The sequence below is a fragment of the Nonomuraea sp. NPDC048901 genome (genome assembly GCF_040649695.1).
Taxonomy (GTDB): domain Bacteria; phylum Actinomycetota; class Actinomycetes; order Streptosporangiales; family Streptosporangiaceae; genus Nonomuraea.
This window is the reverse complement of sequence record NZ_JBEZFW010000003.1, coordinates 256,317-280,441: the sequence shown is the minus strand read 5'-3', so window position 1 is coordinate 280,441 and position 24,125 is coordinate 256,317. Positions and strand designations below refer to the sequence as shown.

Below are 24,125 nucleotides of genomic sequence, written 5' to 3'. Positions count from 1 at the left end.
GTTCTGGTGGGCTTCACAGGGGGATGTTCGAATGCCGTCCTCTCGTTTGTGGTGCGCGGGCAAGGGCCTCGGCGAGCCGGAAGCGCGTGGTCGCGGGCGCGATGACCTCGTCGACCACGCCGAGCGACATCGCCCGCTCGACCCCGCCGGAGATCCGCTGGTGCTCCTCGACCAGCCGGGCCAGCAGCTCGGGCCGCTCAACCTCGGAGGCCGCGGCGAGTGCCTTCCTGTGCAGGACGCCGACCGCCGCCTCGGCGCCCATCACCGCCACCTCGGCGTCGGGCCAGGCGAAGACCGTCGTGGCGCCGAGGGAGCGGGAGTTCATGGCGATGTACGCGCCGCCGTACGACTTGCGGGTGATCAGCGTGACCCTGGGCACGACCGACTCGGCGAAGGCGTGCAGGAGTTTGGCGCCCCGCCGGACGACCCCGCCCCATTCCTGCCCGACTCCCGGCAGGTAGCCGGGCACGTCCACCAGGACGACGAGCGGGACGCCCAGCGCGTCGCACATCCGGACGAAGCGCGAGCTCTTCTCTGCCGACAGCGAGTCGAGGCAGCCGCCCTTGCGCAGGGGGTTGTTCGCGAGCAGGCCGACGGTCCGGCCGCCGAGACGGCCGAGGCCGACCAGCATGTTCGGCGCCCAGCGGGGCTGCAGCTCCTCGAACACCGGCCCGCGCTCGTCACGGTCCATGACGCCGCGCACCAGGGGCCGCACGTCGTAGGCGCGGCGCGGCGATTCGGGGAGCAGCGCGCCCAGGTCCTCCCAGTCGTCCTGCAGCAGATCGAGGTCGAAGCTGCCGGGGCGGGCGAAGAATCCGGCGAGGCGGCGGGCCCGCTCATATGCCTCGTCCTCGTTTCCGACGACGATGTGGGCGACCCCGGATTTACCGCCGTGCGCTTCCGGACCGCCGAGCCCGGCCATGTCGATTTTCTCGCCGGTGACGCTCCGCACGATATCGGGACCGGTCACGAAGACGCGCCCCGCGTCGGCCATGATGACGATATCGGTGAGCGCCGGGCCATAAGCCGCGGCGCCCGCGGCGGGCCCGAGAATGACCGAGATCTGCGGAACAACACCGGACGCCTTCGTCATGGCGGCGAACATCCGGCCCACGCCGTCCATGGATTCAACGCCGTCCGCGAGCCGGGCCCCGCCCGAATGCCATAACCCGATCACCGGGCAGTCGAGCCGTACGGCGGTCTCGATGGCGGCCACGATGTGGCGGGCGCCCGGCGCGCCCAGGGCACCGCCCATCCGCGTGGCGTCGGTGCAGTAGGCGACGACGGGCGAGCCGCCGACCAGGCCGGACACGGCCAGGACACCGCTGTCGTCGGCGGCGTGCAGCGGCATGAGAGAGCCGGGATCCGCCAGCCTCGCGAGGCGGACGGACGGCGATCGGGTGTCTGCGGATTGCTCGACCAGAACAGTGGACATGGGCCATTTCCCTGCTGCCGTGAATCGATCAGAAGTCGTGAATCGACCAGGAGTAACGCCGAATTTGTCAAGGGCGCCGTTATCAGCCAACCCCTAGCAACTCCGCCGGTGGTCGTCAGGCCGGTGGCAACTTGTGGCCGGAACTTCTGCGCGTTGACGCGCGAGGGCGATTCACGCTGCCATGAAATGGTCTCAACCCTGGAGGACGACCTTGTCTCTGTGGTCTTTACCGATGGTCGCCGCCCTTGTGGCCGCGACGGCGATCCCGGCAGGCGCCGCTGTTACCGCCGCTCCGGGGACCGCCCCAGAACCGTATCCGGTCGCGTTGGTCAACACTTTCCTCGGCACTCAGGAGGCGGGTCCCGACTTCGGTCACGGCGGTGGCGCCGGGATGAACTTCCCCGGCGCCGTCCTGCCGTTCGGGATGATGCAGTGGAGCCCCGACACGGTGGCGAACGCCGGAGGTGGCTACAAGTGGGAGGACAACCGCTTACGTGGCTTCTCCATGACCCACATCAACGGCCCTGGCTGCACCGGGGCGCAGGACTTCCCCGTGATGCCGATCTCCGGAAAAATCGATAAGTCGCCTGCTACGCATGGCATGGACTACGTCCAGACGTACAAGCATGACAATGAGAAGTCCACGCCGGGCTCCTACACCACCACCCTCGACACCGGGGTGAAGGCGGAGCTGGCCGCGACCCAGCGGGCCGGCGTCGGGCGGTTCACCTTCCCCGCCGGCAAGCCGGGCACGCTGCTGCTCAACACCAGCGGTTCGATCAACGGCGTGGACGACGGCGAGACCAAGATCAGTGGCAACACCGTCCAGGGCTGGGTGCAGACCGGCGGCTTCTGCGGCACGCCGATGCGCTACAAGGTCTACTTCCACGCCACCTTCGACCAGCCGATCACGTCCTACGGCACCTGGAAGGACGACCTCGTCCAGCCGAGCGCCCTGTCCGTCAAGAACGCCTCGGCCGCCAAGGTCGCCGAGGCGGAGGCCGTGACGGCGGGCGACGTCGTCGTGAACGGGCCCGGCTCGGGCGCCTACCTGGAGTTCGACGGCACCAAGCCGGTGCAGATGCGGGTCGGCCTGTCGTACGTGAGCGTGGACGGCGCGAAGAAGAACCTCGACGCGGAGGTCGGCACCACCGGGTACGACTCGGTCGCCCTGAACGGTGCCTCCATCTGGAACGACCGGCTCAGCCAGGTGCTGGTCTCCGGCGGCACCACCGACCAGCGGCGCACCTTCTACAGCAACCTCTACCACGCGCTGCTGCAGCCGCACGTCGCCGAGGACGCCGACGGCACCTACACCGGCTCGGACGGCAAGCTCCACACCGTCGCCGCCGGCCGCCACCACTACGCGACGTTCTCCGGCTGGGACGTCTACCGCAGCGAGGTGCAGCTCCTGGCCCTGCTCGACCCGGCCGTGGGCAGCGACATCGCCCAGACCATGTACGAGAACGCGCACCTGCTCGGCGACGTCTGGGACCGCTGGTCGCTGCAGAACGAGATCACCGGCGTCATGGTCGGCGACCCGTACCACTCGATCGTCTCCAGCCTGTACGCCTTCGGCGCCCGGAACTTCCCGGCGGCCGACGCGATGAAGTCGATGGTCACGGCGGCCCAGCGGGTCGGCGGGATGGACATCGGCCACCCGCAGATCAAGTACGACGAGCGGCCGGGCAACGCCGCCTTCATGAACAAGGGCTACGTCGTCTCGGACCCGTCCATGACGCTGGAGTACGGCATCGCCGACTTCGGCATCGCCCAGCTGGCCTCCCGGCTCGGCTACCGCGACGTCTCCGCCACCTTCATGAAGCGCTCGCAGTCCTGGCAGAACACCTACAACCCGGCCAACTCCTGGATCCAGCCCAAGATGGCGGACGGGTCGTTCACCTCGCCCTTCGACCCCGCCAGCCCCGACTCCTACATCGAGGGCAACGGCGCCCAGTACCACTGGATGGTCCAGCACAACCCGCGCGGGCTGTTCGACGCGATGGGCGGCAACGCCAAGGCCATCCCCCGGCTGGACGCCTACTTCAAGGCGCTCAACGCCGGGCCGAACGAGCCCTACGCCTACCTCGGCAACGAGCCCGCGCTGCCGTCGCCGTGGCTGTACGCGTGGGCCGGGCAGCCGTACAAGACCCAGGACCTGGTGCGGCGGGTGCAGCAGGAGCTGTTCAAACCAGGACCTGACGGGCTGGTCGGCAACGACGACCTGGGCGCGATGGCGTCCTGGTACGTCTGGTCGGCGATGGGCCTGTTCCCGGCGATCCCCGGCCGGGCCGAGCTGCTGGTCAACACCCCGCTGTTCGACAAGATCAGCATCAAGCGGCCCCAGGGCAACATCGACATCTACTCCCCCGGCTCCACCAACCGCTACATCCAGTCGCTCAAGGTCAACGGGACGACGTCCGGCAAGGCGTGGCTGCCCGAGTCGTTCGCCCTGCAGGGCGGCCGGCTCGACTTCACCCTCGGCGCCTCCCCGAACACCACGTTCGGCACCGGCACGACGAACGCGCCGCCGAGCTTCAACGAGGGCGCCAAGACCTACCTCGCCGGGTTCAACCCCGGCAGCGGGCCCGTCGAGCCGGGCGGGAGCTTCGCGGCCACGCTCGCGGTGCAGTCCACGGGCGCCGCCGGCACCGTCAAGTGGCAGGCCAAGCCGCCGGCCGGGATCACCGTGACCCCGGCGAGCGGCACGCTGACCGTCCCGGCGCTGGGCAAGGCCACCCAGGCGGTCCAGGTCTCGGTGGCGTCGGGCACCCCGCTCGGCTTCATCACCGTGCCGATCTCCGTCACCGCGCCGACCTACTCCGGCGGCGCCACGACCGTCAGCGACCTCACGGCCAGCGTGCGGCTGAACGTGGCCACCCGCGGCACGCCCGAGTGGTCGCACAACCTCGCGGGCATCGGGGACGACGCCGAGTCGGGCCTGGCCAACCTCGACGCGGCGGCCTTCAGCTACTCGGGGCAGGCCCTGGCCGCCGCCGGGCTCAAGCCGGGCGGCAAGGTCTCCTGGAACGGCTTCGAGTTCACCTGGCCGAACCGCAAGCCCGGCGAATGGGACAACGTCAAGGTGGGGACCCAGCCGATCGAGGTGGCCGCGCCCGCCGGGGCCACGAAGATCGCCTTCCTGGGCTCGACCACCAACGGCTGGTCGGAGGTGACCGCGACGATCACCTACACCGACGGCTCCACCGGCACCGGCAAGCTCGGGCTCAGTGACTGGATGCTGGACTTCGGGGGCGGCCAGCCCCGATACGGCAACCAGGTCGTGGCCTCGACGCCGTATCAGCTCTACAACGGTTCGTGGATGATGCGGCCCCTCGGCTCGTACGTCTTCGCGGCGCAGCCGATCGCGCTCGACCCGGCCAAGAGGGTGAAGAGCATCACCTTCTCGCCCGCCCAGGAGGGGGCGATGCACATCTTCACCTGGGCATTTGCCTGATTTTCAGCCGCGGCTCCCCCCTGCCTGGCAGGGGGGAGCCGCGCTTTTGTGCGACAGCGCGCTTGCATTATGTAGGCTCCACCTGCCCTAATTTAGGTAAGCCTTTCCTACAGCGTGCGGGAGTGTCGGTGTTCGCCAGCTACCTCATAGGACTGCGTGAAGGACTGGAGGCGACACTCGTCGTCTCCGTCCTGATCGCCTTCCTGGTCAAAAGTGACCGAAAGGACAAGCTGCCTCACGTCTGGATCGGCGTCGTGGCCGCCCTCGCGCTGGCCGTCGGGTTCGGCGCGCTGCTGACCTTCACGGCGGCCAACCTCGGCCACACGGGGCAGGAGCTCTTCGACGCGATCACCTCGCTGCTGGCCGTGGTGTTCGTCACCTGGATGATCTTCTGGATGCGCCGGATGGCCCGCGCGCTCTCCAAGGAGCTGCGCGGCAAGCTCACGGAGGCGCTCGAGATGGGCTCGCTCGCCGTGGTCGTGATGGCCTTCCTGGCCGTGGCCCGTGAAGGGCTGGAGACGGCACTGCTGTTCTTCGCCTCCGTCCAAGGCGCCACCACCACCGCGTCGCCGCTCATCGGCATCAGCCTGGGCCTGCTCACCTCGGTGGCGATCGGCTGGGGCATCTACCGCAGCGCCCTGAAGATCAACCTCACCAAGTTCTTCACCTGGACGGGCCTGCTGCTGATCCTGGTGGCCGCCGGCATCTTCAAGTACGGCGTGCACGACCTGCAGGAGGCCAACATCCTGCCGGGCCTGACCACCTACGCCTTCGACATCAGCGCGATCCTGCCCGCCGACTCCTGGTACGGCGCGCTGCTGGCCGGAATGCTCAACATCACTCCCCAGCCGACCGTGCTGGAGGCCCTGGCCTGGGTCCTCTACCTCGTCCCGACCCTCATCCTCTTCCTGCGCCGCCCCCAGTCGACCTCAGCCCCGGCGAAGTCCACCGCCGCGCCCGAACAGGAGCGTCATGCTTAACTCCACCGCCCGCGGCCTCGCCTTGGTGTTCGGCGCGTTCACCCTGGCCGCCTGCGGCTCCGGTACGCCCGCCACGCCCGGCTCCGCCGCACCCGCCAAGCCGGGGAAGATCAGCGTCGCCGCCTCCGACACCGAGTGCAAGGTCGCCACCGCCGAGGTGCCCGCGGGTACCAGCACGTTCACGATCACCAATGGCGGCACGAAGGTCACCGAGTTCTACGTGTACGCGCCGGGCGACCGCGTCATGGCCGAGGTGGAGAACATCGTGCCGGGGCTGACCCGCGAGGTCATCGCCGAACTGCCCGCCGGGTCGTACGAGACGGCCTGCAAGCCCGGCATGGTGGGCAAGGGCCTGCGCAACGCGCTCAAGGTGACCGGTGAGCACAAGCCGCTCACCGACAACGCCAAGCTGGCCGAGGCCACCGCCAGCTACAAGCGCTACATCAAGACGCAGAGCGACACGCTGCTGGTCAAGACGCAGGAGTTCGTCGACGCGGTCAAGGCGGGCGACATCGCCAAGGGCAAGGAGCTCTTCCCGGTCGCGCGTACGTACTGGGAGCGCATCGAGCCGGTCGCGGAGATCTTCGGCGACCTGGACCCGGCGATCGACGCCCGCGAGGCCGACCTGGCGGCCGGCGAGAAGTGGACCGGCTTCCACAAGATCGAGAAGGATCTCTGGATCACCAAGGACATCAGCAAGGACGGCCCGGTGGCCGACAAGCTGATCGCCGACGTCAAGACCATCGTGGCGAAGTCCAACTCCGCCGAGCTGACCCCGCTCAACCTGGCCAACGGCGCCAAGGAGCTGCTCGACGAGGTCGCCACCGGCAAGATCACCGGCGAGGAGGACACCTGGTCGCACACCGACCTGTGGGACTTCGACGCCAACCTGCAGGGGTCCAAGGCCGCCGTGCAGGCGCTCCGCCCGGTGCTGGACGAGCGCGCGCCCGACCTGGTCAAGACGCTGGACGAGAAGTTCGCCGCGGCCGAGGCCGCCTTGGGCAAGCACCAGAAGGGCGACGGCTGGCAGTTGCACAACGAGCTGTCCAAGGCCGAGCTGAAGGCGCTGTCGGACGCGATCAACGCGCTGGCCGAGCCGATCAGCAAGATCGCCCCGATCGTGACGAAGTAGGAGAGGCAGGACCATGAGCGAGCGCATGAGCCGCAGGAAGCTGTTCGGCATGGGCGCGGCGGGGGCGGCGGCCGTCGGCGTCGGCGCCGTGGCCACGCGCTCGCTGCTCGAAGAGCCGCCGGTCGCGCACGCGGCCTCGATCTCCGACCCCGTCTCCTTCTACGGCGAGCACCAGGCGGGCATCGTCACGCCCGCCCAGGACCGGCTGCACTTCGTCTCCTTCGACGTGACCACCGACAAGCGGGCCGAGCTGGTCGAGCTGCTGCAGGAGTGGACGGCCGCGGCCGCCAGAATGGTGCAGGGCAAGGAGGCGGGCACGTTCGGCACGCTCGGCGGGGTTCCCGAGGCGGCGCCCGACGACACGGGCGAGGCGCTCGGCCTGCCCGCCTCCGGCTTGACGCTGACGATCGGCTTCGGGCCGTCGCTCTTCGACAAGCGGTTCGGCCTGGCGGACAAGCGCCCCGCCGCCCTCGCCGATCTCCCGAAATTTCCTGGCGAGGCGCTCATTCCGGAAATATCCGGTGGCGACATCTGCGTGCAGGCGTGCGCGCACGACCCCCAGGTCGCCGTGCACGCCATCCGCAACCTGGCCAGGATCGGCTTCGGCAAGGTGTCGGTCCGCTGGTCCCAGCTCGGCTTCGGCCGTACGTCCTCCACCTCGCGCGCCCAGGCGACGCCGCGCAACCTGATGGGCTTCAAGGACGGCACGAACAACCTCAAACTGGAGGACGCCGAACTGCTGCGCCGGCAGCTGTGGGTGGACGCCCAGGACGGCCCCGCCTGGATGACCGGCGGCAGCTACATGGTCACCCGGAAGATCCGCATGATGGTCGAGACCTGGGACCGTACCTCGCTGGCCGAGCAGGAGGCCATCTTCGGCCGGGACAAGGGCGCCGGCGCGCCGCTGGGCAAGAAGGCGGAGTTCGACCCGCTGGACTTCGCGGCCAAGGGCGCCGACGGCGGGCCGCTCATCAAGGCCGACGCCCACGTCCGGCTGGCCCACCCCAGCACCAACGGCGACGCCCACCTGCTGCGCAGGGGCTACAACTTCGTGGACGGCTCCGACGGGCTCGGCCGCCTGGACGCCGGGCTGTTCTTCATCGCCTACCAGCGGGATCCGCGCAAGCAGTTCGTGCCGGTGCAGATGCGGCTGGCCAAGAGCGACGCGCTCAACGAGTACATCAAGCACATCTCCAGCGGGCTGTGGGCCTGCCCGCCGGGGATGCGGGACGCGGGTGACTACTGGGGACGCGCGCTCTTCGCCTGACTGGGCGCGCGCCCAACGCCTGTCGTACAGCCGCTTGCAAGCGTCTTCGGTTCCCTGTGTTTACCTAAGTAAAACGGACATCGGCGTAGCCTCGTCGCACCCGACCGAGGCCGGGCAGTGATCCGGTGGAAGCCGAAGCCGCGTCCGTCCGGCAAGCCGGGCGGACCGTGGTTGAGAACCGCGTTGTCAGGGCCTGACTGCGCACTGCTGGAGGGAGTGCACCTCTTGGGCCACCGCCCCGCCGGACACTGTCCCGTTGATGCGAACACCAACGAGGGCGGGGACCGAGCGCCAGTCAGACACCCGGCTGTGACAGAAAATTACCGCACGACTACCATCCGTCGCAACCAAGCCAGCCGAAGGAATCCAACAACAGTTCTACCGGTAACCTCCGACTTGCATAGCGAGCGCCAGCAACAGCTCGTGCCCCCTACAGCGGTCGCCGATTCCTACCCCGACCTCAAGGCCAGCCAGAACTTCGCCGAACTCCAGGAAGAACTGGCCACCACCGAGAACCGGATCGCCTACTCCCGCCAGTACTACAACGACGCCGTCCTCACCTACAGCAACGCGATCCAGACCGTCCCGGCCAACATCGTCGCGGGCATGGGCGGGTTCACCGCCCGCGAATACTTCCAGGCGCCCGGCGAGGAGCGCGGGCCCGTACAGGTGCGGTTCTGATGGCCGTCTGGTTCGCCGCGGCGGCCGTCGCCACCGCCTTGTGGGCGCTGCTCCTGCTGGCCCTGGCGGTCGCGACCCGCACCCCGGATATCACTCCCGGCCCGCCCAGCGGGGCACTCGCGGACGAATCGCCCGCCGTGGTCGACCTCATCACCGGTGGCTGGCGCCTGTGCGACGAGGCCGCCTCGGCCACCCTGCTCGACCTCGCCGCGCGGGGCGCCGTCCAGATCGAGGAGGTCGGACCGGAGCTGTCGCTGGTACGGCTGCGCAAGGCCGAGGGGCTGAACCCGTACGAGCAGCTTGTCTATGAGCACGTGCGCTCACTCGCGCGCGACGGCGTCGTGGCGACCGGCGCGCTGGCCGAGGGCTCGCGCAACCTGGGCCGCTGGTGGAAGAGCTTCCGCAAGAAGGTCATCGCCGACGCCCGGCGGCGGGGACTGTCGCGGGCGCGCTGGAGCCGGGCACACGCGACGCTGCTGTTCGCGGCGGCGCTGGTGCCCGCCGCGCTGGTGGCCGTCGCGGTCACCGTGGCCGACACCGGCTCCGACCGTGACGGGGGCATCGGCGCGGGCGTCCTCGCCTACGCCGCGCTGGTCTACCTGGCGGGTCGGCTGAACGGCGAACGCGGCACCGACCTGGGTGTCCAGGCGGCGGGGCACTGGCTGGCCGTACGCGAGAGCCTGTCGAACTCCCGCTTCGCCGACAAGCCCGCGGCGAGCGTGACCATCTGGGGCCGCCCCCTGGCGTACGCGGCCGCCCTCGGGCTCGCGCCGCGCGCGGTGCGCAGCCTGCCGGTGAGCGTGCCCGCCGACGACCGCCGGGCCTGGTCCGACTATGGCGGCATGTGGCACGCGGTGGACGTACGCTACCCGTCGCGGCTCATCTGGGGCAGGCCGCCGCTGCACGCCATCGGCCGCGGCCTGGCGGCGGGGTTCTTCGCCGGCTTCTGGACGTGGATCGTGCTGATCGCCCTGTCCGCGTTCGAGCTGTGGCCGCAGGCCCTGGCCCAGCCCGGCGGCTTCGCCGTCGGCCTCGCGATCGCCGCCGTGCCCGCCGGCCGCGCCCTCCTGGACCTCACCGGCCAGACCTGGATCGAAGGCCAGATCGTCCGCCTGCGCAGACGCCGTTCGGGAGGCAACGAGAACCAGCCGAAGTACGTCTACTGGTGCGCTGTCGACGAGGGCCGGGGCCGCGAGCTCAAGGCGTACGGCATGGCCGAGGAGCAGTGGAGCCGCCTGTCGGAGGGCGATGTGGTCCGCGCCAAGGCCGGGCGGCGGGTCGGCTGGATCAGCGAGATCGAGGTGCTCCGGAACACCACCCACCTAGGCCACTACGCCGACACCCGGGACCACCTGATCGACGCCCCACGCAACCTCGGCGAGGTCCGGCCGGGGTGGCGAGGGCAGGACGGCGGTATGGGTTACTGATCGTGCCGCCGGCCTTACGGCCCTCGATCGGCTCCAAAAGGGGCATGCGCTTACGGATATTCACCTCGGCGGAGCAGCGACACCCCCAAATCTGGGGATCTTCCTGCGGCGCTACGCACGGGATTCTGGAGGGGCAGCTCAGGAGAGAGGAACGAGGGTCACATGGGCATTTGCACCATTCGAGGATTCCGCAAGGCGGCCACGGTACTTCTGGGGGCGACGCTGATCGCCGCCCCGTTCAACGCGGCACCCGCGTCAGCCGCCGGTGACGAGGACTTCAAGGCATTCAGCATGTGGTTCGACGTTGGCGAACTCTCCAACACCAACGAATGCATTCCCGTGTGGGTGACCGCACGCTACCGGGATGCGTCCGGTAGCGACACCTGGACCCGGCTCATCAGGACGAACACCAACGGCTGCGACCCCGACCAGGAACATCTGCAGAAATTTGGTGATTTTCAAAACACCCACAGCACGGTCCACCTGCTGGCCGGTCCGAAGCCGACCCATCACTTCCGCTGGAAAGACCTCACGAGCCTGACACTTACGGTGACCACTCCGAACACGCCGCCGGGGCGCCAGAAGAACGTGAAGATAACCAAGGAGGTCATCGCCGCGCAGGACCTCGACAACAACTGGCATGAGCTGTTCAACGAACAGTATGTGCACGTATTCGCCGACGGCTTCAACGACTTCGAAATGTTCGTCAAACACCCCTGATCGTGATCTTGCCGATCACCGGTTGGTGCTGTGACCGGGAAGGTTCACCGGGTTGGGCCGCGCCGATGACTCCCTCCAGCTCAGATGGGCTCCGGGGGCCCAACCCATGATGGCGATGCTTGGGCGGCCCTACGCCTGCGCGGGGGTGGTCGGTCGTGTCGCGTATCGGTGGCGCATGGCGTCGCTGGCCGCAGGACCTGCGGTGAAGACGTAGGTGTCGCTGTCGTCGAGTCGACGGCCGGTCTTGGCGTCAACGACGATGGGCTCGACTTCCTCGCCGCTGTGCGCGTCGATGAGGATCATGCTGCGGTCGGCCGGTGTGAGACGGGAGTTGCCCCACGCGGCCAGGGCGACGACCACCGGTCGGAGGGAGCGCCCGAGCTCGGTGAGGACGTACTCGTGACGCACGGGGTTGGTCTGGTAGGGCCGGCGCTCCAGCAGTCCGTCGGCGACGAGGGTTTTCAGCCGGGTGGTGAGCATGCTGGAGGAGATGCCCAGGCTCTCCTGGAACTGGTCGAAGCGGGTGTAGCCGTCGAAGGCGTCGTGGAGGATCAGCAGCGTCCACCACTCGCCGACGTGTTCCACCGTCGTGGACAGCGGGCACTCCCTGTCCTCCAGCCTGATCCGGCTTGCCATGGCAGCCATCCTCTCAGTTGCTGCTAAAGTCGAAGTTAGTAGCTTCTATTTTAGCAGCAACGACGGGAGCGGCGCCTTCCGCGCCCGGGAGCGGAGCACACCGTGACCACATCCATCAGCGAATCCCTCGAAGGCCGACACGCTCTGGTCACCGGCGGCACCAAGGGCACCGGGGCCGCCATCGCCCGACGTCTCGCCCAAGCTGGCGCGACCGTGCTGGTCACGGCCCGCAGCCGCCCCGACGGCGTCGAGGAGAAGACGTTCATCCCCGCCGACCTGTCCAGCGCCCAGGGCGCCTCTCACGTGGCCGCCGAGGTGGACGCCCGCGTGGGAGGCATCGACATCCTGGTCAACACCCTCGGCGGGTCCGAGGCACCGGCTGGAGGGTTCGCGGCGCTCGGCGAGGACGACTGGGCCAGGGAGCTGAATACGAACCTACTGGCCGCCGTCCGCCTGGACCGCGCGCTCCTGCCGCACATGATCGCCACAGGTAAGGGCGTAATCGTGCATGTCACCTCGATCCAGCGCCGCATGCCGCTGTGGAACGGAACCCTGGCCTACGCCGCCGCCAAGGCCGCCCTGACCACCTACAGCAAGGGCCTGGCCAACGAGGTCGCCCCGCATGGCGTCCGCGTCAACACCGTCTCGCCCGGCTTCGTGCAGACCTCGGCCGCCGACAACCTCGTCGCCCGGATCGCCCACGACGCAGGCATCACGCAGGAAGCGGCGCTGGGCCGGCTCATGGACTCCCTGGGCGGCATCCCGCTGGGCCGTCCAAACCGGCCCGAGGAAGTCGCCGAGCTCGTCGCCTTCCTAGTCTCCGACCGCGCCTCGGCCATCGTCGGCGCCGAACACGTCATCGACGGCGGCACCACCCCCACCGTCTGAACCCGCCACCACCCCAAGGAGCGTCATGCACGACAACCAGCCCCGAACCAGCCCCCCGGGCCCCCTGCCCGAGGTGATCACCCGCTACCTGGCAGCGCACCACGCCCACGACACCGTCACCGCGATCACGGCGTTCACCCGCGAAGCCACAGTGATCGACGACGGCAACTCCTATGAGGGCACGGAGGCCATCGGAGAGTGGCTCGACCGATCGGCCACCGAATTCACCTACACCATCCACCTCACCGGCGCCCAGCAGACCGACGCAACCCGCTACATCGCCACCCACCACCTCGAGGGCGACTTCCCCGGCGGGACCGTCGATCTGCGTTACCAGTTCACACTCCGCGATGGCCTCATCGAACGCCTCGTCATCGAACCCTGAATCCCTTCCAGCACCACCCGTTGCCGTCTCATACGAGAAGCCCCGCTCGCCCCGCAATCTCGGTGTCTCGATTCCCGGCGCGTGGAGTCCTCCGATGTCGGGCAGGGAGGGCCGGTCAGGTGTGGTGGCGGGCGCGAGAGGCGGCGGCGTGGGCGCGGTTGGCGCAGCGGGTCGAGCAGAACTGCCGCCGCCCCGGCCGGCTCCGGTCGATGAAGGCGTCACGGCACGGCGAGGCCGCGCACAACCGCAGCCGTGTCCAATCCCCTGCGGCAGCCACGTCGAGCAGCTCGCGCACCGCGCGCACCGCCAGCCGGTCCGCCGTCCCCGCGCCGTCGGGTGCCGCGAGCCGTAGCACCGGCACCCCGTCCATGTCCTCCACGGCCACGCGTGTCGGCAGCCCGGCCGCGAACCTGGCCAGCGCGCGCGTCCGCTCCGGCGGCTCGCAGGCCAACACGGCCCGCAGCCGCCCGCGCATCTCCCGGACAGCGGCCAGCTCAGGCTGCTCACCAGGCGACTCGGGCTCTTCACCAGGCGATTCGCCGAACTCCTTCTCGCCGAACTCCGCGCAGAACTGCCGCAGGGCCGCAGGGTCCGGCAGCCGCTCCGGCTCGTCCAGATACTCATCCCACGTGTTGGCGAGGTCCAACGCCACCAACCCCGTATCGACGTACTGGCGCATCTCGATTTCCTCCTGCTACCGTCAGGACTATGAGCACTATAACCCCTGACACAAGATTCGCCATTCTCGACGCTCCCTCAAACCTCGGCCTGCGCCCGCCCGCCCCTGACGCGGTTCCCGGCTGCTACAAGGCCCCATGGGCGCTGCGCGACGCCGGGCTGCGGGAGCGGATCGGCGCGGACGACGCGGGCGCGGTGGTTCCGCCGCGCTATGTGGCCACCTGGCAGCCGGGCGACGGGGTCCGCAACGGCCCGGCCATCGCCGCGTACGCCAGGAAGCTGGCCGACCGCGTCACCGCCGTACGCGAGTCGGGGGCCTTCCCGATCGTGCTCGGTGGCGACTGCTCGATCCTGCTCGGCCCGGCCCTCGCGCTGCGCGAGAGGGGACGCTACGGCCTGGCGTACCTGGACGCCCATGCCGACTTCCGCAACCTGGGCAATTCCCCGTACGTGAGCTCGGCAGGCGGAGAGAGCCTCGCCCTGGTGACCGGACGTGGCGACGACTACCTGACGGACATCGGCGGTCTGCGCCCGTACGTGGCCGACGAGGACGTGATCGTGCTCGGCGTCCGCGATGAGGAGGACCTGCGGGACGTCAAGGAGTCCGGTCTCGCGTACGTACCCGCCGCCGACCTCGGCCCCGGCACCCTCGACCTCGCCAGGAAGGTGCTGGTCCGCGACGACCTCGACGGCTTCTGGATCCACGTCGACGCCGACGTGCTCGACTCCGCGGTACTGCCCGCGGTCGACTCCCCCACGCCCGGCGGACCCGACGCGGACGGACTGGCCGGGCTGCTCCGTGGCCTGCTCAGCCTCCCGGGAGTCGCCGGACTGGAGCTCACCATCTTCGACCCCGACCTTGACCAGGACGGCAGCCAGGCCGCCCTCCTCGTGGAGGTCCTAGCGACGGCGCTCGCCACGGATCGGTGAGGCTTACCCGTCCATCGAGAACGACGATGACCCGTCCGGTGCGGGTGTCCCGACTGGTGGGACGACGGGCCGTACTCCCTTGACGATGCCTGATCCACCTCGGAGGATTATGTACAGATTGTGGACTAAAAGCAGTCAGGGGAGCCGAAGTGACCAAGCCGCTCAGCGTGCAGCTCTACTCCGTAAGGGATCAACTGGCCGCCGACCGTAACGACGTGCTGCGCCGAATAGCCGGAATCGGTTACGGGGCCGTCGAGCCCTTCGATCCGACCGGCGATCCCAAAGGCTTCCGGCAGGTGGCCGACGATCTGGGACTGACCGTTTCGAGCACGCACGCCTACGCGCTGCTCAGCAAGGAGCCGGCCGAGGTCTTCGACGCCATCGCCACCGTGGGCACCGACCTCGTGATCATCCCGGGCGGCATCAAGGAGGAGGAGTTCACCACGCGCGACGGCCTGTCCAGGACCGCCGACCTGCTGAACGGCCTGGCCGAGCAGGCGGCCGCGTACGACATGCGGATCGGCTACCACAACCACTGGTGGGAGATCGAGCCGCGGATCGACGGCCGCCACGCCCTGGAGGCCCTCGCCGACCTGCTGGCTCCGGAGGTGTTCCTGGAGATCGACACCTACTGGGCCGCCGTGGGCGGCGCCGACGTGCCCGCCCTGCTGCGCGGTCTTTCCTCCCGGATCCTGGCGCTGCACGTCAAGGACGGCCCGGGCGTCAAGGAGGAGCCGCACGTGGCCGTGGGACAGGGCGTCATGCCGGTGCCGGAGATCCTCGCGGCCAGCCCGGACACCTGGCGGATCGTGGAGCTCGACAGCTGCGCGGGCGACATCTTCGAGGCGCTCGCCGGCAGCCACGACTACCTCACCGAGCTGAGCGCTTCATGAGCTCCGGACCCGTAGGCGTCGCCATCGTCGGCGCCGGTGTGATCAGCGGCACCTATCTCCGTCAGCTGACCTCCTTCCCCGACGTCCGCGTGCTCGGGATCGCCGACCTCGACACGGCCAGGGCCGCGACCGCCGCGCGCGAGCACGGGGTGCCGGTCTCCGGCACCGTCGAGACCGTACTGGCGGTGCCGGAGGTGGAGATCGTCGTCAACCTGACGATCCCGGCCGCGCACGCCGCCGTGGCGCTCGCGGCGCTGCGCGCGGGCAAGCACGTGTACAGCGAGAAGCCGCTGGCCCTGGACATGGACGAGGCGGCCAAGGTCACCGCGGAGGCGGCGAACCTCAACCTGCTCGTCGGCAACGCCCCCGACACCTTCCTCGGCGCGGGGCTCCAGTCGGCGGCCAGGGCGCTCGCTTCCGGTGTCATCGGCACCCCGGTGAGCGCCGCAGCCGCCTTCCAGAGTCTTGGTCCCGAGTCGTGGCACCCCAATCCCGAGTTCCTCTACCAGCGTGGCGCCGGTCCCCTGTTCGACCTGGGCCCCTACTACCTGACCGCCCTCGTCGCCCTGCTCGGCCCGGCGGCCCGCGTCACGGCCAGCACCCGGCGGGCCCGCGACCACCGGGTGATCGGCTCGGGGCCGAAGGCGGGTACGGCGTTCGCGGTGGAGGTTCCCACGCACGTCAACGCGCTGATCGACTTCGCGGGCAGCGCCAGCGCGACCGCGACGTTCAGCTTCGACTCGCCCATCCGCCGGCAGACGATCGAGATCATCGGCACCGAGGGGGCGCTGTCGCTGCCCGACCCCAACAACTTCGACGGGCAACTGCTGGCCCGCGGTCCGCATGACGCCGAGTGGCGGGAACTGCCCGTCACGGGTACGACGGCCGGGCGCGGCCTGGGCGTCCTGGACATGGCCAGGGCGCTGCGTACCGGGACCCCGCACCGGGCCTCGGGGGCGCTCGCCCAGCACGTACTCGAGATCATGACCGCCATCGGCGACGCCGGAGATGACGGCGAGGCCCGCCGCCTGCACACCACATCACCCACCCCGCCACCCCTCCCCGACGGCTGGGACCCGCACGCCGCCACGCTGACGTAGACATGGCAGACCGGCCCGTTCACGCTTGGTCAGCCAAGCATGAGCGGGTCGGCCTCAATCGCGAGCAGGCCTGCCTCGATCGTGAGCGGGGCGGCTTCAAGTGGAGATCGGTTGCGTGACCTCGTGACGGAGTGTCGAATGGGATCGGCACGTGGGCGCGACGTCGGCGAACCGCTTGGAGTGGCAGATGAGGCCGTTGGTCATCGCATTGATCGCGATCCTGCTGGCCGCGGGCTGTTCGACGCCGAGACGGGACAAGATCACGGTGGCGTGCGGCGCGAGCGAGCGGTGGTGCGCGATGATGGTCAAGAGGTTCTCCGACTCCACCGGCGTGGAGGCCGAATTCGTCCGGCTGTCGAGTGGGGAGGCGCTGGAGCGGATCAAGGCGGCCAGGGCGCGGCAGGAGTTCGACGTCTGGCATGGCGGTCCGGCCGACTCCTACGTGGCCGCCAAGAGTCAGGGACTGCTGGCGCCGTACAAATCCGAAAAAGCGAGTGAAATCCGGCACGGGTGGGCCGATCCGGAGAATGCCTGGAGCGGGATCTACGCCGGTGTGCTCGCCTTCTGCAACAACACCAAGGAGCTGGCCAAGCGCGGCATGCAGCCGATCCACTCCTGGCGGGAACTGCTGGACGAGCGACTGCGCGGCAGCGTCGCCATCGCCCACCCGGCCACCTCCGGAACCGCCTACACCGCCCTGTGGACACAGGTGGAACTCAACGGCCGCGACCAGGACAAGGCACTGGGCTACATGCGCGGCCTCCACCCGAACGTACTGAGGTACAACTCCTCCGGCAGCGCGGCCGCCTTGCAGGCCGCCAAGGAGGAGGCGGCGGTCGGCGTGGTCTTCTCCCACGATTGCGTCGCCGCCCAGGAGCAGGGCTATCCGAACCTGCAGGTGACCTTCCCGCAGGAGGGCACCGGCTACGAGCTCGGCGGCCTGGCCGTACTGGCCGGGGCCCACAACCCCGACAGCGCACGCAAGTACGTCGACTGGGCGCTGAGCGGAGAGTCACAGCGGCTGGGGCCGCTGGTGAACTTCTACGCCCTGCCCACCAACACCACGGTGCCGGCGCACTCCAAGGCGGCCGACCCGGCGACGGTCAAGCTGGTCTCGTACGACGTGGAGGTCGCCGGCCGCGCCAAACAGTCACTCGTCGACAGGTTCAGCGCGGAGATAGCCCGGCCACCCGTCTAGGAGCAGCCCTCGAACTGCGGGACGGAGACCACCGACAGGTCGATGCCCGACTTGCCGAACCACTTGTCCAGCAGCATGTTCGCCGTGCCGTCCTGGTACATCTCGGTGATGGCCCGGTTGAGCTCCTCGCAGCCGTCGACATCACCCTTGCGAATGCCGATCGCCGTACGTTGCTCGTTGAAGGTCGCGCCGACCAGGTGCAGGTCGACGCCCGGTTTGGTGAGCAGCCCCGCCAGGATCTGGCTGTTGGTGGAGATGGCGTCGATCCTGCCGTCCTTGATCATCTGCAGGCAGACGTTGTAGTCGGGCGCGGGGACGGCGATCGCCTTCACCCGGCGCTCGTCGATGATCCGCTGCGCGATGTTCGTGCCGCGCACCCAGCAGATCTTGCGGCCCGCCAGGTCGCGGACGTCGCGGATGACGTCCTTGTCGGTCGGCCGCACCGCGATGTCCTGGAAGTCGACGTGGTACGGCCCGGCGAAGTCGATCACCTTCTTCCGCTCCGGGGTCACCGACATGTGGGCGAAGACCAGGTCGGCACGCCCCTGCGTGAGCACGGTGAGCTGGTCTCCGGCGGTGATCTCCAGCCAGTGGATCTTCTTGCCCAGCCGGGAGATCAGATATTTGGCCACGTCGATGTTGAAGCCGTCGTATCCACCGTTCTGCCCCTTGAAACTGATCAGCGGGACGTCGGAGCGGATGGCGACGATCAGCTCGTCCTTGTCCACAAGGGACTCCGGCCGCCCCGCGCCGCAGGCGGTGAGCAGCAGCATCAGGCAGATCAGCAGCTTTCTCACCGGTACTCCCTGAGTCGTGGCCAGATCCCGACCAGGATGAGCAGGGCGCCGGCGGCCAGCCCGGCGGGGATCAACCGCCACAGCGTCTCCAGGGCCCCGTCGCCGCTGTCGATGGCGCGCTCGAAGTCGGACTCGTGCCGCCGGACCAGCTCCTCCAGCATCTTGTCGTAGCTTTCGTAGGTCTGGGTGAGCTCGCCGTCCCAGTATTTGATCGCCGCTTCGGCCGTCATGGTCCGCATTCGCGCGTCCGCCTGCTGGAACTTCTGGTAGACGGCGAAGAGGCGTTCCCGGTCCTGGCCCGTCAGGCTGCCGAGCAGGCCCTGGAAGTTGCCCCGCAGCTTGCTCTGGTAGTCGGGCAGGCTGGTGGAGTCGACGGCCGCGATCGTCTGTGACTCGTCCAGGAAGTTGTGTTCGTAGGTGTCCTTGCGGAAGCGGTCGAGCAGGTAGCGGTTCTGGTCTCCGTGCATGCTGTTGCTGATCGCCCGTGCCCTGGTCAAGGTGAGCACGGCGTCGAAACCGCCGCGCTTGGCCTCGTCCAGCGCCTGGCCCTGCCGGTTGAGCAGGACCGTGCCCGTCACCAGACCGGCTGCGGTGAGCACGGTGGCGACCACCAGGGCCGGCGCGAAGACCCGGCGGAACCTGCGGGTCAGGTACATCTGCAGGCCCAGCAGGCAGGCCAGCGCGAGCAGCCCGGCGACGATGACGGCGACGCGGGCCAACGAGGTGGTCGAGCGCTCGGCCACGTGCGCGCGCCGGACGATCGTCCCGGTTTCCAAGGTCAGGTTGTAGGCCTGGGGAAGCAGTTCGCGGTGCATGAGGTCGGTGGCCTTCTGATAGGCCTGGACCACATTGTCGGGCGGCTGTCCCGCGGTGTGCTTGGACTGCACGTCCAGCAACCGGGCCTGGGTCGCCAGCCGCTCGTAGCGGCCCAGCCCCTCGATCAGCGACTCGACCGTGCGTTGCTCGGCGGGATTGTCCAGGGCCAGCCGGTACGCCTTGAGCAGGCTCTCGGAGATCTCCAGCCGCCGCTGGTCATAGTTGGTCAGGTCGGCCTGCTGCTGGGGGCCGTACTCGCTGCCCAGCAGCAGGGTCTCGGCCACCAGCGCGTCCATCTCCGACATCTGCCGATACAGGCCGGTGGTGGCGAGCACCTGGGGCCCGGCGTCATGTCCGATGGTGCGTAAGCCGGCGCCCGTACTCGCCGCGCCGGCCAGGATCGCGGCCAGCAGGAGCGCCAGCGTCAGAAGGGACAGCCCGGCCAGCGTACGCAGCCGCCCGGAGACCGACTTCTCGCGCCGGGCCGGAGGCGCCGCTGTCACCGTCATGGCCCGCTCCGGCGGGAGACGCAGGGATCGTCGGTGTGCAACGCGCCTCCCGAGATCGACTCGTGCTGGGAAATTCGAGCATGGCCGCGGAAGTGACAGATCCGCAAGAGGGACTGCCGGTCGCACCGCCGAAGAGACAGGTTTGCCCCCGTTCGGCCGCCGGAAGCTAACGTGCTGGCTGCGCTTCGACGGCGGCCTGTGGTGGACGACCCCCGACGGGGCCGAGGCGACCCGCGCACGGCACGCGCACGAGGTCGCGCGCGGCTACGAGTCGCACCTCATCGGCCGCGCGGACACCAGCGACCGGGTCAGCGGGGTCCAGGTGGGGGCGGGCCTCGCGATCCACAATCCGGGTGACGGCTGGGTCTCCCTCCCCCACCTGATCCGCGAGCTCGCGGACGAGCTGGTCCGTCGTGGGGGACGGCTCGTCACCGGCGCGGGCCGCTGCTCGGTGCTCGTGGAGGACGGCCGGGCACGGGGAGTGCGCGGCGCCGACGGCACGTCATGGCGTGGCGACGCCGTCGTGGCCGCCTGCGGTGCGCAGACCCCGGCGGTGCTCGCGGAGCTCGGCGTGGACCTGCCGGACGCGTCCCCCCTGTCCATGCTCGTCATCACCGAGCCGGTCGAGACCGAGGTCGTGACCGTGCTGAACACGCCGCGCGCGGCGATGCGCCCCAACCCCGGATCGACGTTCGCGATCGACCACAGCTGGTACGAGGAGCACATCACCGAGCACGCCAACGGCTCCTGCTCGATCGACGAGAAGTACGTCAAGGAGCTCATCGCCGAGGCGTCCGTCCTGCTCCAGGGTGATGTCACTCTCCGGGCGGCGTCGTGGCGGCTCGGCCGCAAACCGATACCGGCGGACGGGGAGCCGGTCTTCGGCGAGTTGGAGTCGGTGCCCGGCTGCCATGTGGCGTTCACCCACTCGGGTGCGACGCTGGGGCTCATCGCCGGGGAGCTCACCGCGTACGAGGTGCTCACCGGCACCGGGCATCCGCTCTTGGCGGACTTCCGCCCGGAGCGCTTCTCCCGAACGGGGTGACCCCGGGCACCCGCGAAACCGCGAAACTGGACGGTCTTGGTGCTGCAACTCGCTACTAATCGCGTATCAAGCGACTGGCGTTCAAATTGCCGTGACATTTGCACTCAGATTGCGAGCGGAAGAAGTGATGTCAGCAAACAAGCAACGTCCTGACGACCAGCCGGAGTTATCCGACGGCGGCAACAGCGGCAGACAATTCCCAGCAGACGTCGTCGTGCCGGAGCTCTCTCGCAGAACCTTTCTGGGGAGCAGCCTCGGAGCCATGGCTGTGGCCTCGCTGCCCTGGGCCGGCGCCCCCATCCCGACGTCATGGCACTGGGCTCTTCACGGCAAGCCCGGCCCTGGGGTGACGTACGGGATCGGCGCGGTGGCGGTCCAGGACACGACAGTCTCGATGGCCTCCCGTCCTTTCGTATTCGTGCGAGGGGATGACAGTCATCTGTACATTCTCTGGGAAACCCCCGCCGGCATATGGGAATGGGTCGACCAAGGGGGAAAGGTCGACCGACCCGTTGGTGTCATCGCCCTCGGCGACGATCCGAATGGGAATCGACCCTACGCGTTCGTCGTGCGAGATGGACATCTCTGGGTGCGCTGGTGGAACGGCACAACTTGGATCTGGTCCGATCAGGGCCAGCCGGCGAGCGTCGACGTTCTCGATGGCCTCGGCGCGGTGACGGTCGCGCTGAAGCGGACGCTGGATCTCGCCCCCTTCGCCGTCGTAACCGGCAGCGACGGCAATGCGTGGGTGAACTGGTGGAACGTGTCGTCCTGGAACTGGTACAACATGGGTTCGCCCGGCGTCGCGATCGCCTCCTCGATGGGAGTTCTCGCCGTCCCGGACGAGAGAACCGGCGGGGAGAGCCTGCAGGTCTATGTGTGGGGCGGCGACAGGCAGCTGTGGCTCGGTGTCACGGACATGGTGTCCACGCGATGGACCGCCCTTGGTGGGCCTCCCGCGGTGATCAGTGGATCGGCCGGTGCGGCGATCATCATAGGCGCCTCGGAGGTGCTCTCGCAGCCCTGCTGCTTCGTTCTGAGCGCATCACACGGCGACCTCTGGGCCTGTCAGGACGGCACCTGGCTCAACATGGGCGCCCCGCCGAGTGACCACTACGCCAAGATCGGTTTGGGTGCGAGAAGCGTCCTGGACATGAACAACGGCTCCCAATACGCACTGGTCTTCGTGACCGACGGCAACAACTCCGTCTGGGCCTGTCGGTGGGACGGCACCCATCCGGTCTGGGAGGATCACGGGAATCCGACTGGCTATACCATCGACGCGGGCATCGGCATCACCAACACACAGACCTCGCCTGCGGCAGCTTGGCTGCCCCATGCCTTCATGCGAACCACAGACGGGCTCGTATGCGAGAACTGGCAGTAATAGGGCCCATCTGAGCGACGTCGCCGGATATCGCTCAGGTCTTCAAAGCAAGGCGACCCGCCTCAGAAGCCGGGGCGCGTCCGCTACGAGGGAATGACGTACGCGTTGGTGCTCGACCGGCCGGTGCCGTTCACGGCGGTGATGTAGAGGAACGGGCGGCGGGGATCGACGTCGGTGGGCGCGGTGAAGGGGACCCAGGCGGCACCGGCCTCGTCCGGCCCCTGGGCGACGGTCACCGTCTTCATCCCCGCCCCGGCGCGGGCGTACTGGACCTTGATCGTCCCGCCCGCGAGGTTGCGGCCGGTGATCGCGATCCCGGCCGCGTTCCTGGTCGCGCCGACGATGAGCGGCGCGTTCCAGGAAGCGTGGAGGTCGTCGCTCAACGACGGGGTCATCCAGTTGAGGCGGCAGGTCAGGAACGGGTCCCAGCCGTAGGAGATCACCTTGGTCACGGCCTCCCCGGCCGCCATGACCTGGGCGTCGAGCCGCTTCTTGGTCGTCCGGCCGCGCAGCGGCAGCGGGTCGGCCCGGCCGCACTCGCCGGCCACCGGGGCGGGCTCGAATGCCTCCGCGTTCATCCACAGCTCCACCCCCGGCGGCCGGGACCGCGCCGCCGCCTGGAGGTAGTCGTAGGTCGAGCCGTAGTACGCCTTCCGGTTGGTGATGTCTCCCACCATCGGCACCAGCCGGCGATCGACTTTGGCGTCCACCTCGTCGCGGCCGTACACGGGCACCTTGCCCGTCCCGCGCCCGTCCTGTACGGCGACGATCATGGGCGCGCCGTGCGCGGTGGCGGCGATGGCGAGCAGCCCCGGCCCCACCCGCTCGGGTGGGAAGCCCTTGTCCCTGCGCGCGTCGAAGTAGGGACTGACCAGGATCTTCTTCCCCGGCAGCGTGGCGGCCACGACGGTGTGCTGGGCCTGGTACAGGTCGATGGTCGGATCGACGCTGGGCCGCGACTTAACCGCCAGCTCGAACGACTGGTACACCCCGGCGAACGCCGCCGACGGCCCGTACCTGCCCCGATAGTCCGTCACCACCCGCTCGGTGAACGCGGTCACGGCGCCGAGGTGCGTGAGGTCGGGCAGCCACGGCCGCTTGACGTCCTGCGGCGCGGCGGGGAGCCCGGGGAACACCTTCATCCCGTACCCGGCCGCCTCCGTCATCAGGTTGCCCAGCCCGTCGCCGTCGGTGGCGATCAGCACGAGGTCGTACGGGCCGCGTGAGCAGGATCTGCCCAGCAGTAACCGGTAGTAGATCCGCTCGCCGCTCTCGATCCGCCGGTCCAGGCCCGGACACCGCAGCAGGCCGTCGCCGAACAGCTCGTTCGCCGCATAGCCGTAGACCCGGCGGATGCGGGGAACCGCCTCCCGAGCGGCCTGGTAGCACGTCTTCCCGTTCTCGACGCAGCCGGTGAAGTCGGGGTCGGGCGCGCCCTCCTTCAGCAGCCGCCCCGCCCGGTCGACCCGGCTGGGCACCAGGCGCGAGCCGAACGTGATGAGCGTGTCACCGCCGACCCCGTGGATCGCCTCCACGGTCCGCCGCGTAACACACGGGTCCGAGCGAGGCACCAGCCAGTAACCGGTGATCGCGTACGGCGCGTCGACCCGGGTGTCCCGTGCCGGACAGCCCGCGTCGACCGGCGTCACAACAGGAGCGGGAGAGGGCGTCGTGGCCTCGGCCCGCGTCCCAGGAACGACGGTGGCCGCCAGCACCGCCACGGCCGCGAACCCGCGCAGGATCCACCCGGATACCACATGACCT

21 protein-coding genes are annotated in these 24,125 nt (G+C 69.2%); 15 read left to right on the top strand and 6 right to left on the bottom strand.

Annotation, left to right across the window (positions count from 1 at the left end; translation table 11 throughout):
* Positions 1 to 13: 13 nt before the first annotated feature.
* Positions 14 to 1,435, bottom strand: a complete 1,422-nt coding sequence (locus tag AB0C30_RS10990) for a carboxyl transferase domain-containing protein (RefSeq protein WP_357942014.1) — start codon at positions 1,433 to 1,435, stop codon at positions 14 to 16.
* Positions 1,436 to 1,616: 181 nt separating this feature from the next.
* Between AB0C30_RS10990 and AB0C30_RS10985 the strand changes: the two genes are divergently transcribed.
* The 7 genes from AB0C30_RS10985 (at position 1,617) to AB0C30_RS10955 (ending at position 11,099) form a co-directional block, all read left to right on the top strand.
* Positions 1,617 to 4,892: a GH92 family glycosyl hydrolase gene (locus AB0C30_RS10985; RefSeq protein WP_357942013.1), complete on the top strand. Its 3,276-nt coding sequence runs from the start codon at positions 1,617 to 1,619 to the stop codon at positions 4,890 to 4,892.
* 122 nt (positions 4,893 to 5,014) lie between these two features.
* On the top strand, positions 5,015 to 5,872 hold the full coding sequence (gene efeU / locus AB0C30_RS10980; RefSeq protein WP_357942011.1) for an iron uptake transporter permease EfeU: 858 nt from the start codon (positions 5,015 to 5,017) through the stop codon (positions 5,870 to 5,872).
* Positions 5,865 to 7,004 carry an iron uptake system protein EfeO gene (efeO, locus tag AB0C30_RS10975; RefSeq protein ID WP_357942009.1) on the top strand — a complete coding sequence of 380 codons (1,140 nt, stop codon included), beginning with the start codon at positions 5,865 to 5,867 and terminating at the stop codon, positions 7,002 to 7,004. The genes efeU and efeO overlap by 8 nt, the downstream gene beginning before the upstream one ends.
* Before the next feature lie 13 nt (positions 7,005 to 7,017).
* Positions 7,018 to 8,271, top strand: a complete 1,254-nt coding sequence (efeB, locus tag AB0C30_RS10970; protein ID WP_357942007.1) for an iron uptake transporter deferrochelatase/peroxidase subunit — start codon at positions 7,018 to 7,020, stop codon at positions 8,269 to 8,271.
* A 117-nt stretch (positions 8,272 to 8,388) separates the two neighbouring features.
* Positions 8,389 to 8,952, top strand: coding sequence for a LemA family protein (locus AB0C30_RS10965; protein WP_357942005.1), 564 nt, complete (start codon positions 8,389 to 8,391; stop codon positions 8,950 to 8,952).
* Positions 8,952 to 10,379, top strand: coding sequence for a hypothetical protein (locus AB0C30_RS10960; protein WP_357942003.1), 1,428 nt, complete (start codon positions 8,952 to 8,954; stop codon positions 10,377 to 10,379). Before AB0C30_RS10965 ends, AB0C30_RS10960 begins: the two co-directional genes overlap by 1 nt.
* A gap of 162 nt (positions 10,380 to 10,541) precedes the next feature.
* Complete coding sequence (locus AB0C30_RS10955; RefSeq protein ID WP_357942001.1) at positions 10,542 to 11,099, top strand: hypothetical protein; 558 nt, start codon at positions 10,542 to 10,544, stop codon at positions 11,097 to 11,099.
* A 129-nt stretch (positions 11,100 to 11,228) separates the two neighbouring features.
* Here AB0C30_RS10955 and AB0C30_RS10950 read toward each other — a convergent pair whose 3' ends face one another.
* On the bottom strand, positions 11,229 to 11,735 hold the full coding sequence (locus AB0C30_RS10950) for a helix-turn-helix domain-containing protein (RefSeq protein ID WP_357941999.1): 507 nt from the start codon (positions 11,733 to 11,735) through the stop codon (positions 11,229 to 11,231).
* Between the two features lie 102 nt (positions 11,736 to 11,837).
* Here AB0C30_RS10950 and AB0C30_RS10945 point away from each other — a divergent pair, with 102 nt between their 5' ends.
* Both AB0C30_RS10945 and AB0C30_RS10940 read left to right on the top strand, forming a co-directional pair.
* On the top strand, positions 11,838 to 12,623 hold the full coding sequence (locus tag AB0C30_RS10945; protein ID WP_357941997.1) for an SDR family oxidoreductase: 786 nt from the start codon (positions 11,838 to 11,840) through the stop codon (positions 12,621 to 12,623).
* Between the two features lie 25 nt (positions 12,624 to 12,648).
* Complete coding sequence (locus tag AB0C30_RS10940) at positions 12,649 to 13,008, top strand: nuclear transport factor 2 family protein (protein ID WP_357941994.1); 360 nt, start codon at positions 12,649 to 12,651, stop codon at positions 13,006 to 13,008.
* 115 nt (positions 13,009 to 13,123) lie between these two features.
* Here the strand turns inward: AB0C30_RS10940 and AB0C30_RS10935 are convergent, their stop codons facing one another.
* Complete coding sequence (locus AB0C30_RS10935; protein WP_357941992.1) at positions 13,124 to 13,687, bottom strand: CGNR zinc finger domain-containing protein; 564 nt, start codon at positions 13,685 to 13,687, stop codon at positions 13,124 to 13,126.
* 29 nt (positions 13,688 to 13,716) lie between these two features.
* Between AB0C30_RS10935 and AB0C30_RS10930 the strand changes: the two genes are divergently transcribed.
* The 4 genes from AB0C30_RS10930 to AB0C30_RS10915 all read left to right on the top strand — a co-directional run bounded on the left by AB0C30_RS10930 (position 13,717) and on the right by AB0C30_RS10915 (position 17,807).
* Complete coding sequence (locus AB0C30_RS10930; protein WP_357941990.1) at positions 13,717 to 14,616, top strand: arginase family protein; 900 nt, start codon at positions 13,717 to 13,719, stop codon at positions 14,614 to 14,616.
* A 149-nt stretch (positions 14,617 to 14,765) separates the two neighbouring features.
* The gene (locus AB0C30_RS10925; RefSeq protein WP_357941988.1) at positions 14,766 to 15,509 is read left to right on the top strand and encodes a sugar phosphate isomerase/epimerase; all 744 of its coding nucleotides are present in this window, start codon (positions 14,766 to 14,768) and stop codon (positions 15,507 to 15,509) included.
* Positions 15,506 to 16,609: a Gfo/Idh/MocA family oxidoreductase gene (locus tag AB0C30_RS10920; protein WP_357941986.1), complete on the top strand. Its 1,104-nt coding sequence runs from the start codon at positions 15,506 to 15,508 to the stop codon at positions 16,607 to 16,609. The genes AB0C30_RS10925 and AB0C30_RS10920 overlap by 4 nt, the downstream gene beginning before the upstream one ends.
* Positions 16,610 to 16,796: 187 nt before the next feature.
* Positions 16,797 to 17,807, top strand: coding sequence for an ABC transporter substrate-binding protein (locus tag AB0C30_RS10915; RefSeq protein ID WP_357941984.1), 1,011 nt, complete (start codon positions 16,797 to 16,799; stop codon positions 17,805 to 17,807).
* Here AB0C30_RS10915 and AB0C30_RS10910 read toward each other — a convergent pair.
* Both AB0C30_RS10910 and AB0C30_RS10905 read right to left on the bottom strand, forming a co-directional pair.
* A complete protein-coding gene (locus tag AB0C30_RS10910; RefSeq protein ID WP_357941982.1) occupies positions 17,804 to 18,604 on the bottom strand; it encodes a transporter substrate-binding domain-containing protein in 801 nt (266 codons plus the stop codon). The two genes, AB0C30_RS10915 and AB0C30_RS10910, sit on opposite strands and share 4 nt — an antisense overlap.
* Complete coding sequence (locus AB0C30_RS10905) at positions 18,601 to 19,929, bottom strand: hypothetical protein (protein ID WP_357941980.1); 1,329 nt, start codon at positions 19,927 to 19,929, stop codon at positions 18,601 to 18,603. The genes AB0C30_RS10910 and AB0C30_RS10905 overlap by 4 nt, the downstream gene beginning before the upstream one ends.
* Before the next feature lie 142 nt (positions 19,930 to 20,071).
* On the opposite strand from AB0C30_RS10905, the gene AB0C30_RS10900 reads away from it, so the two are divergent.
* Together AB0C30_RS10900 and AB0C30_RS10895 are read left to right on the top strand one after the other, a co-directional pair.
* Entirely contained in the window at positions 20,072 to 20,974 is a 903-nt protein-coding gene (locus AB0C30_RS10900) for an FAD-binding oxidoreductase (protein WP_357941978.1), read from the top strand.
* A gap of 127 nt (positions 20,975 to 21,101) precedes the next feature.
* Complete coding sequence (locus tag AB0C30_RS10895; RefSeq protein ID WP_357941976.1) at positions 21,102 to 22,361, top strand: hypothetical protein; 1,260 nt, start codon at positions 21,102 to 21,104, stop codon at positions 22,359 to 22,361.
* 83 nt (positions 22,362 to 22,444) lie between these two features.
* On the opposite strand, the gene AB0C30_RS10890 is transcribed toward AB0C30_RS10895, so the two are convergent.
* Positions 22,445 to 24,118 carry a DUF4434 domain-containing protein gene (locus AB0C30_RS10890; RefSeq protein WP_357941974.1) on the bottom strand — a complete coding sequence of 558 codons (1,674 nt, stop codon included), beginning with the start codon at positions 24,116 to 24,118 and terminating at the stop codon, positions 22,445 to 22,447.
* Positions 24,119 to 24,125 lie beyond the last annotated feature (7 nt).

Coding starts and splice junctions, on each gene's coding strand:
- AB0C30_RS10990 (WP_357942014.1), bottom strand. CDS start 1,435: ATGTCCACTGTTCTGGTCGAGCAATCCGCAGACACCCGATCGCCGTCC.
- AB0C30_RS10985 (WP_357942013.1), top strand. CDS start 1,617: ATGAAATGGTCTCAACCCTGGAGGACGACCTTGTCTCTGTGGTCTTTA.
- efeO (WP_357942009.1), top strand. CDS start 5,865: ATGCTTAACTCCACCGCCCGCGGCCTCGCCTTGGTGTTCGGCGCGTTC.
- efeB (WP_357942007.1), top strand. CDS start 7,018: ATGAGCGAGCGCATGAGCCGCAGGAAGCTGTTCGGCATGGGCGCGGCG.
- AB0C30_RS10960 (WP_357942003.1), top strand. CDS start 8,952: ATGGCCGTCTGGTTCGCCGCGGCGGCCGTCGCCACCGCCTTGTGGGCG.
- AB0C30_RS10955 (WP_357942001.1), top strand. CDS start 10,542: ATGGGCATTTGCACCATTCGAGGATTCCGCAAGGCGGCCACGGTACTT.
- AB0C30_RS10950 (WP_357941999.1), bottom strand. CDS start 11,735: ATGGCAAGCCGGATCAGGCTGGAGGACAGGGAGTGCCCGCTGTCCACG.
- AB0C30_RS10940 (WP_357941994.1), top strand. CDS start 12,649: ATGCACGACAACCAGCCCCGAACCAGCCCCCCGGGCCCCCTGCCCGAG.
- AB0C30_RS10935 (WP_357941992.1), bottom strand. CDS start 13,687: ATGCGCCAGTACGTCGATACGGGGTTGGTGGCGTTGGACCTCGCCAAC.
- AB0C30_RS10930 (WP_357941990.1), top strand. CDS start 13,717: ATGAGCACTATAACCCCTGACACAAGATTCGCCATTCTCGACGCTCCC.
- AB0C30_RS10920 (WP_357941986.1), top strand. CDS start 15,506: ATGAGCTCCGGACCCGTAGGCGTCGCCATCGTCGGCGCCGGTGTGATC.
- AB0C30_RS10915 (WP_357941984.1), top strand. CDS start 16,797: ATGAGGCCGTTGGTCATCGCATTGATCGCGATCCTGCTGGCCGCGGGC.
- AB0C30_RS10905 (WP_357941980.1), bottom strand. CDS start 19,929: ATGACGGTGACAGCGGCGCCTCCGGCCCGGCGCGAGAAGTCGGTCTCC.
- AB0C30_RS10895 (WP_357941976.1), top strand. CDS start 21,102: ATGTCAGCAAACAAGCAACGTCCTGACGACCAGCCGGAGTTATCCGAC.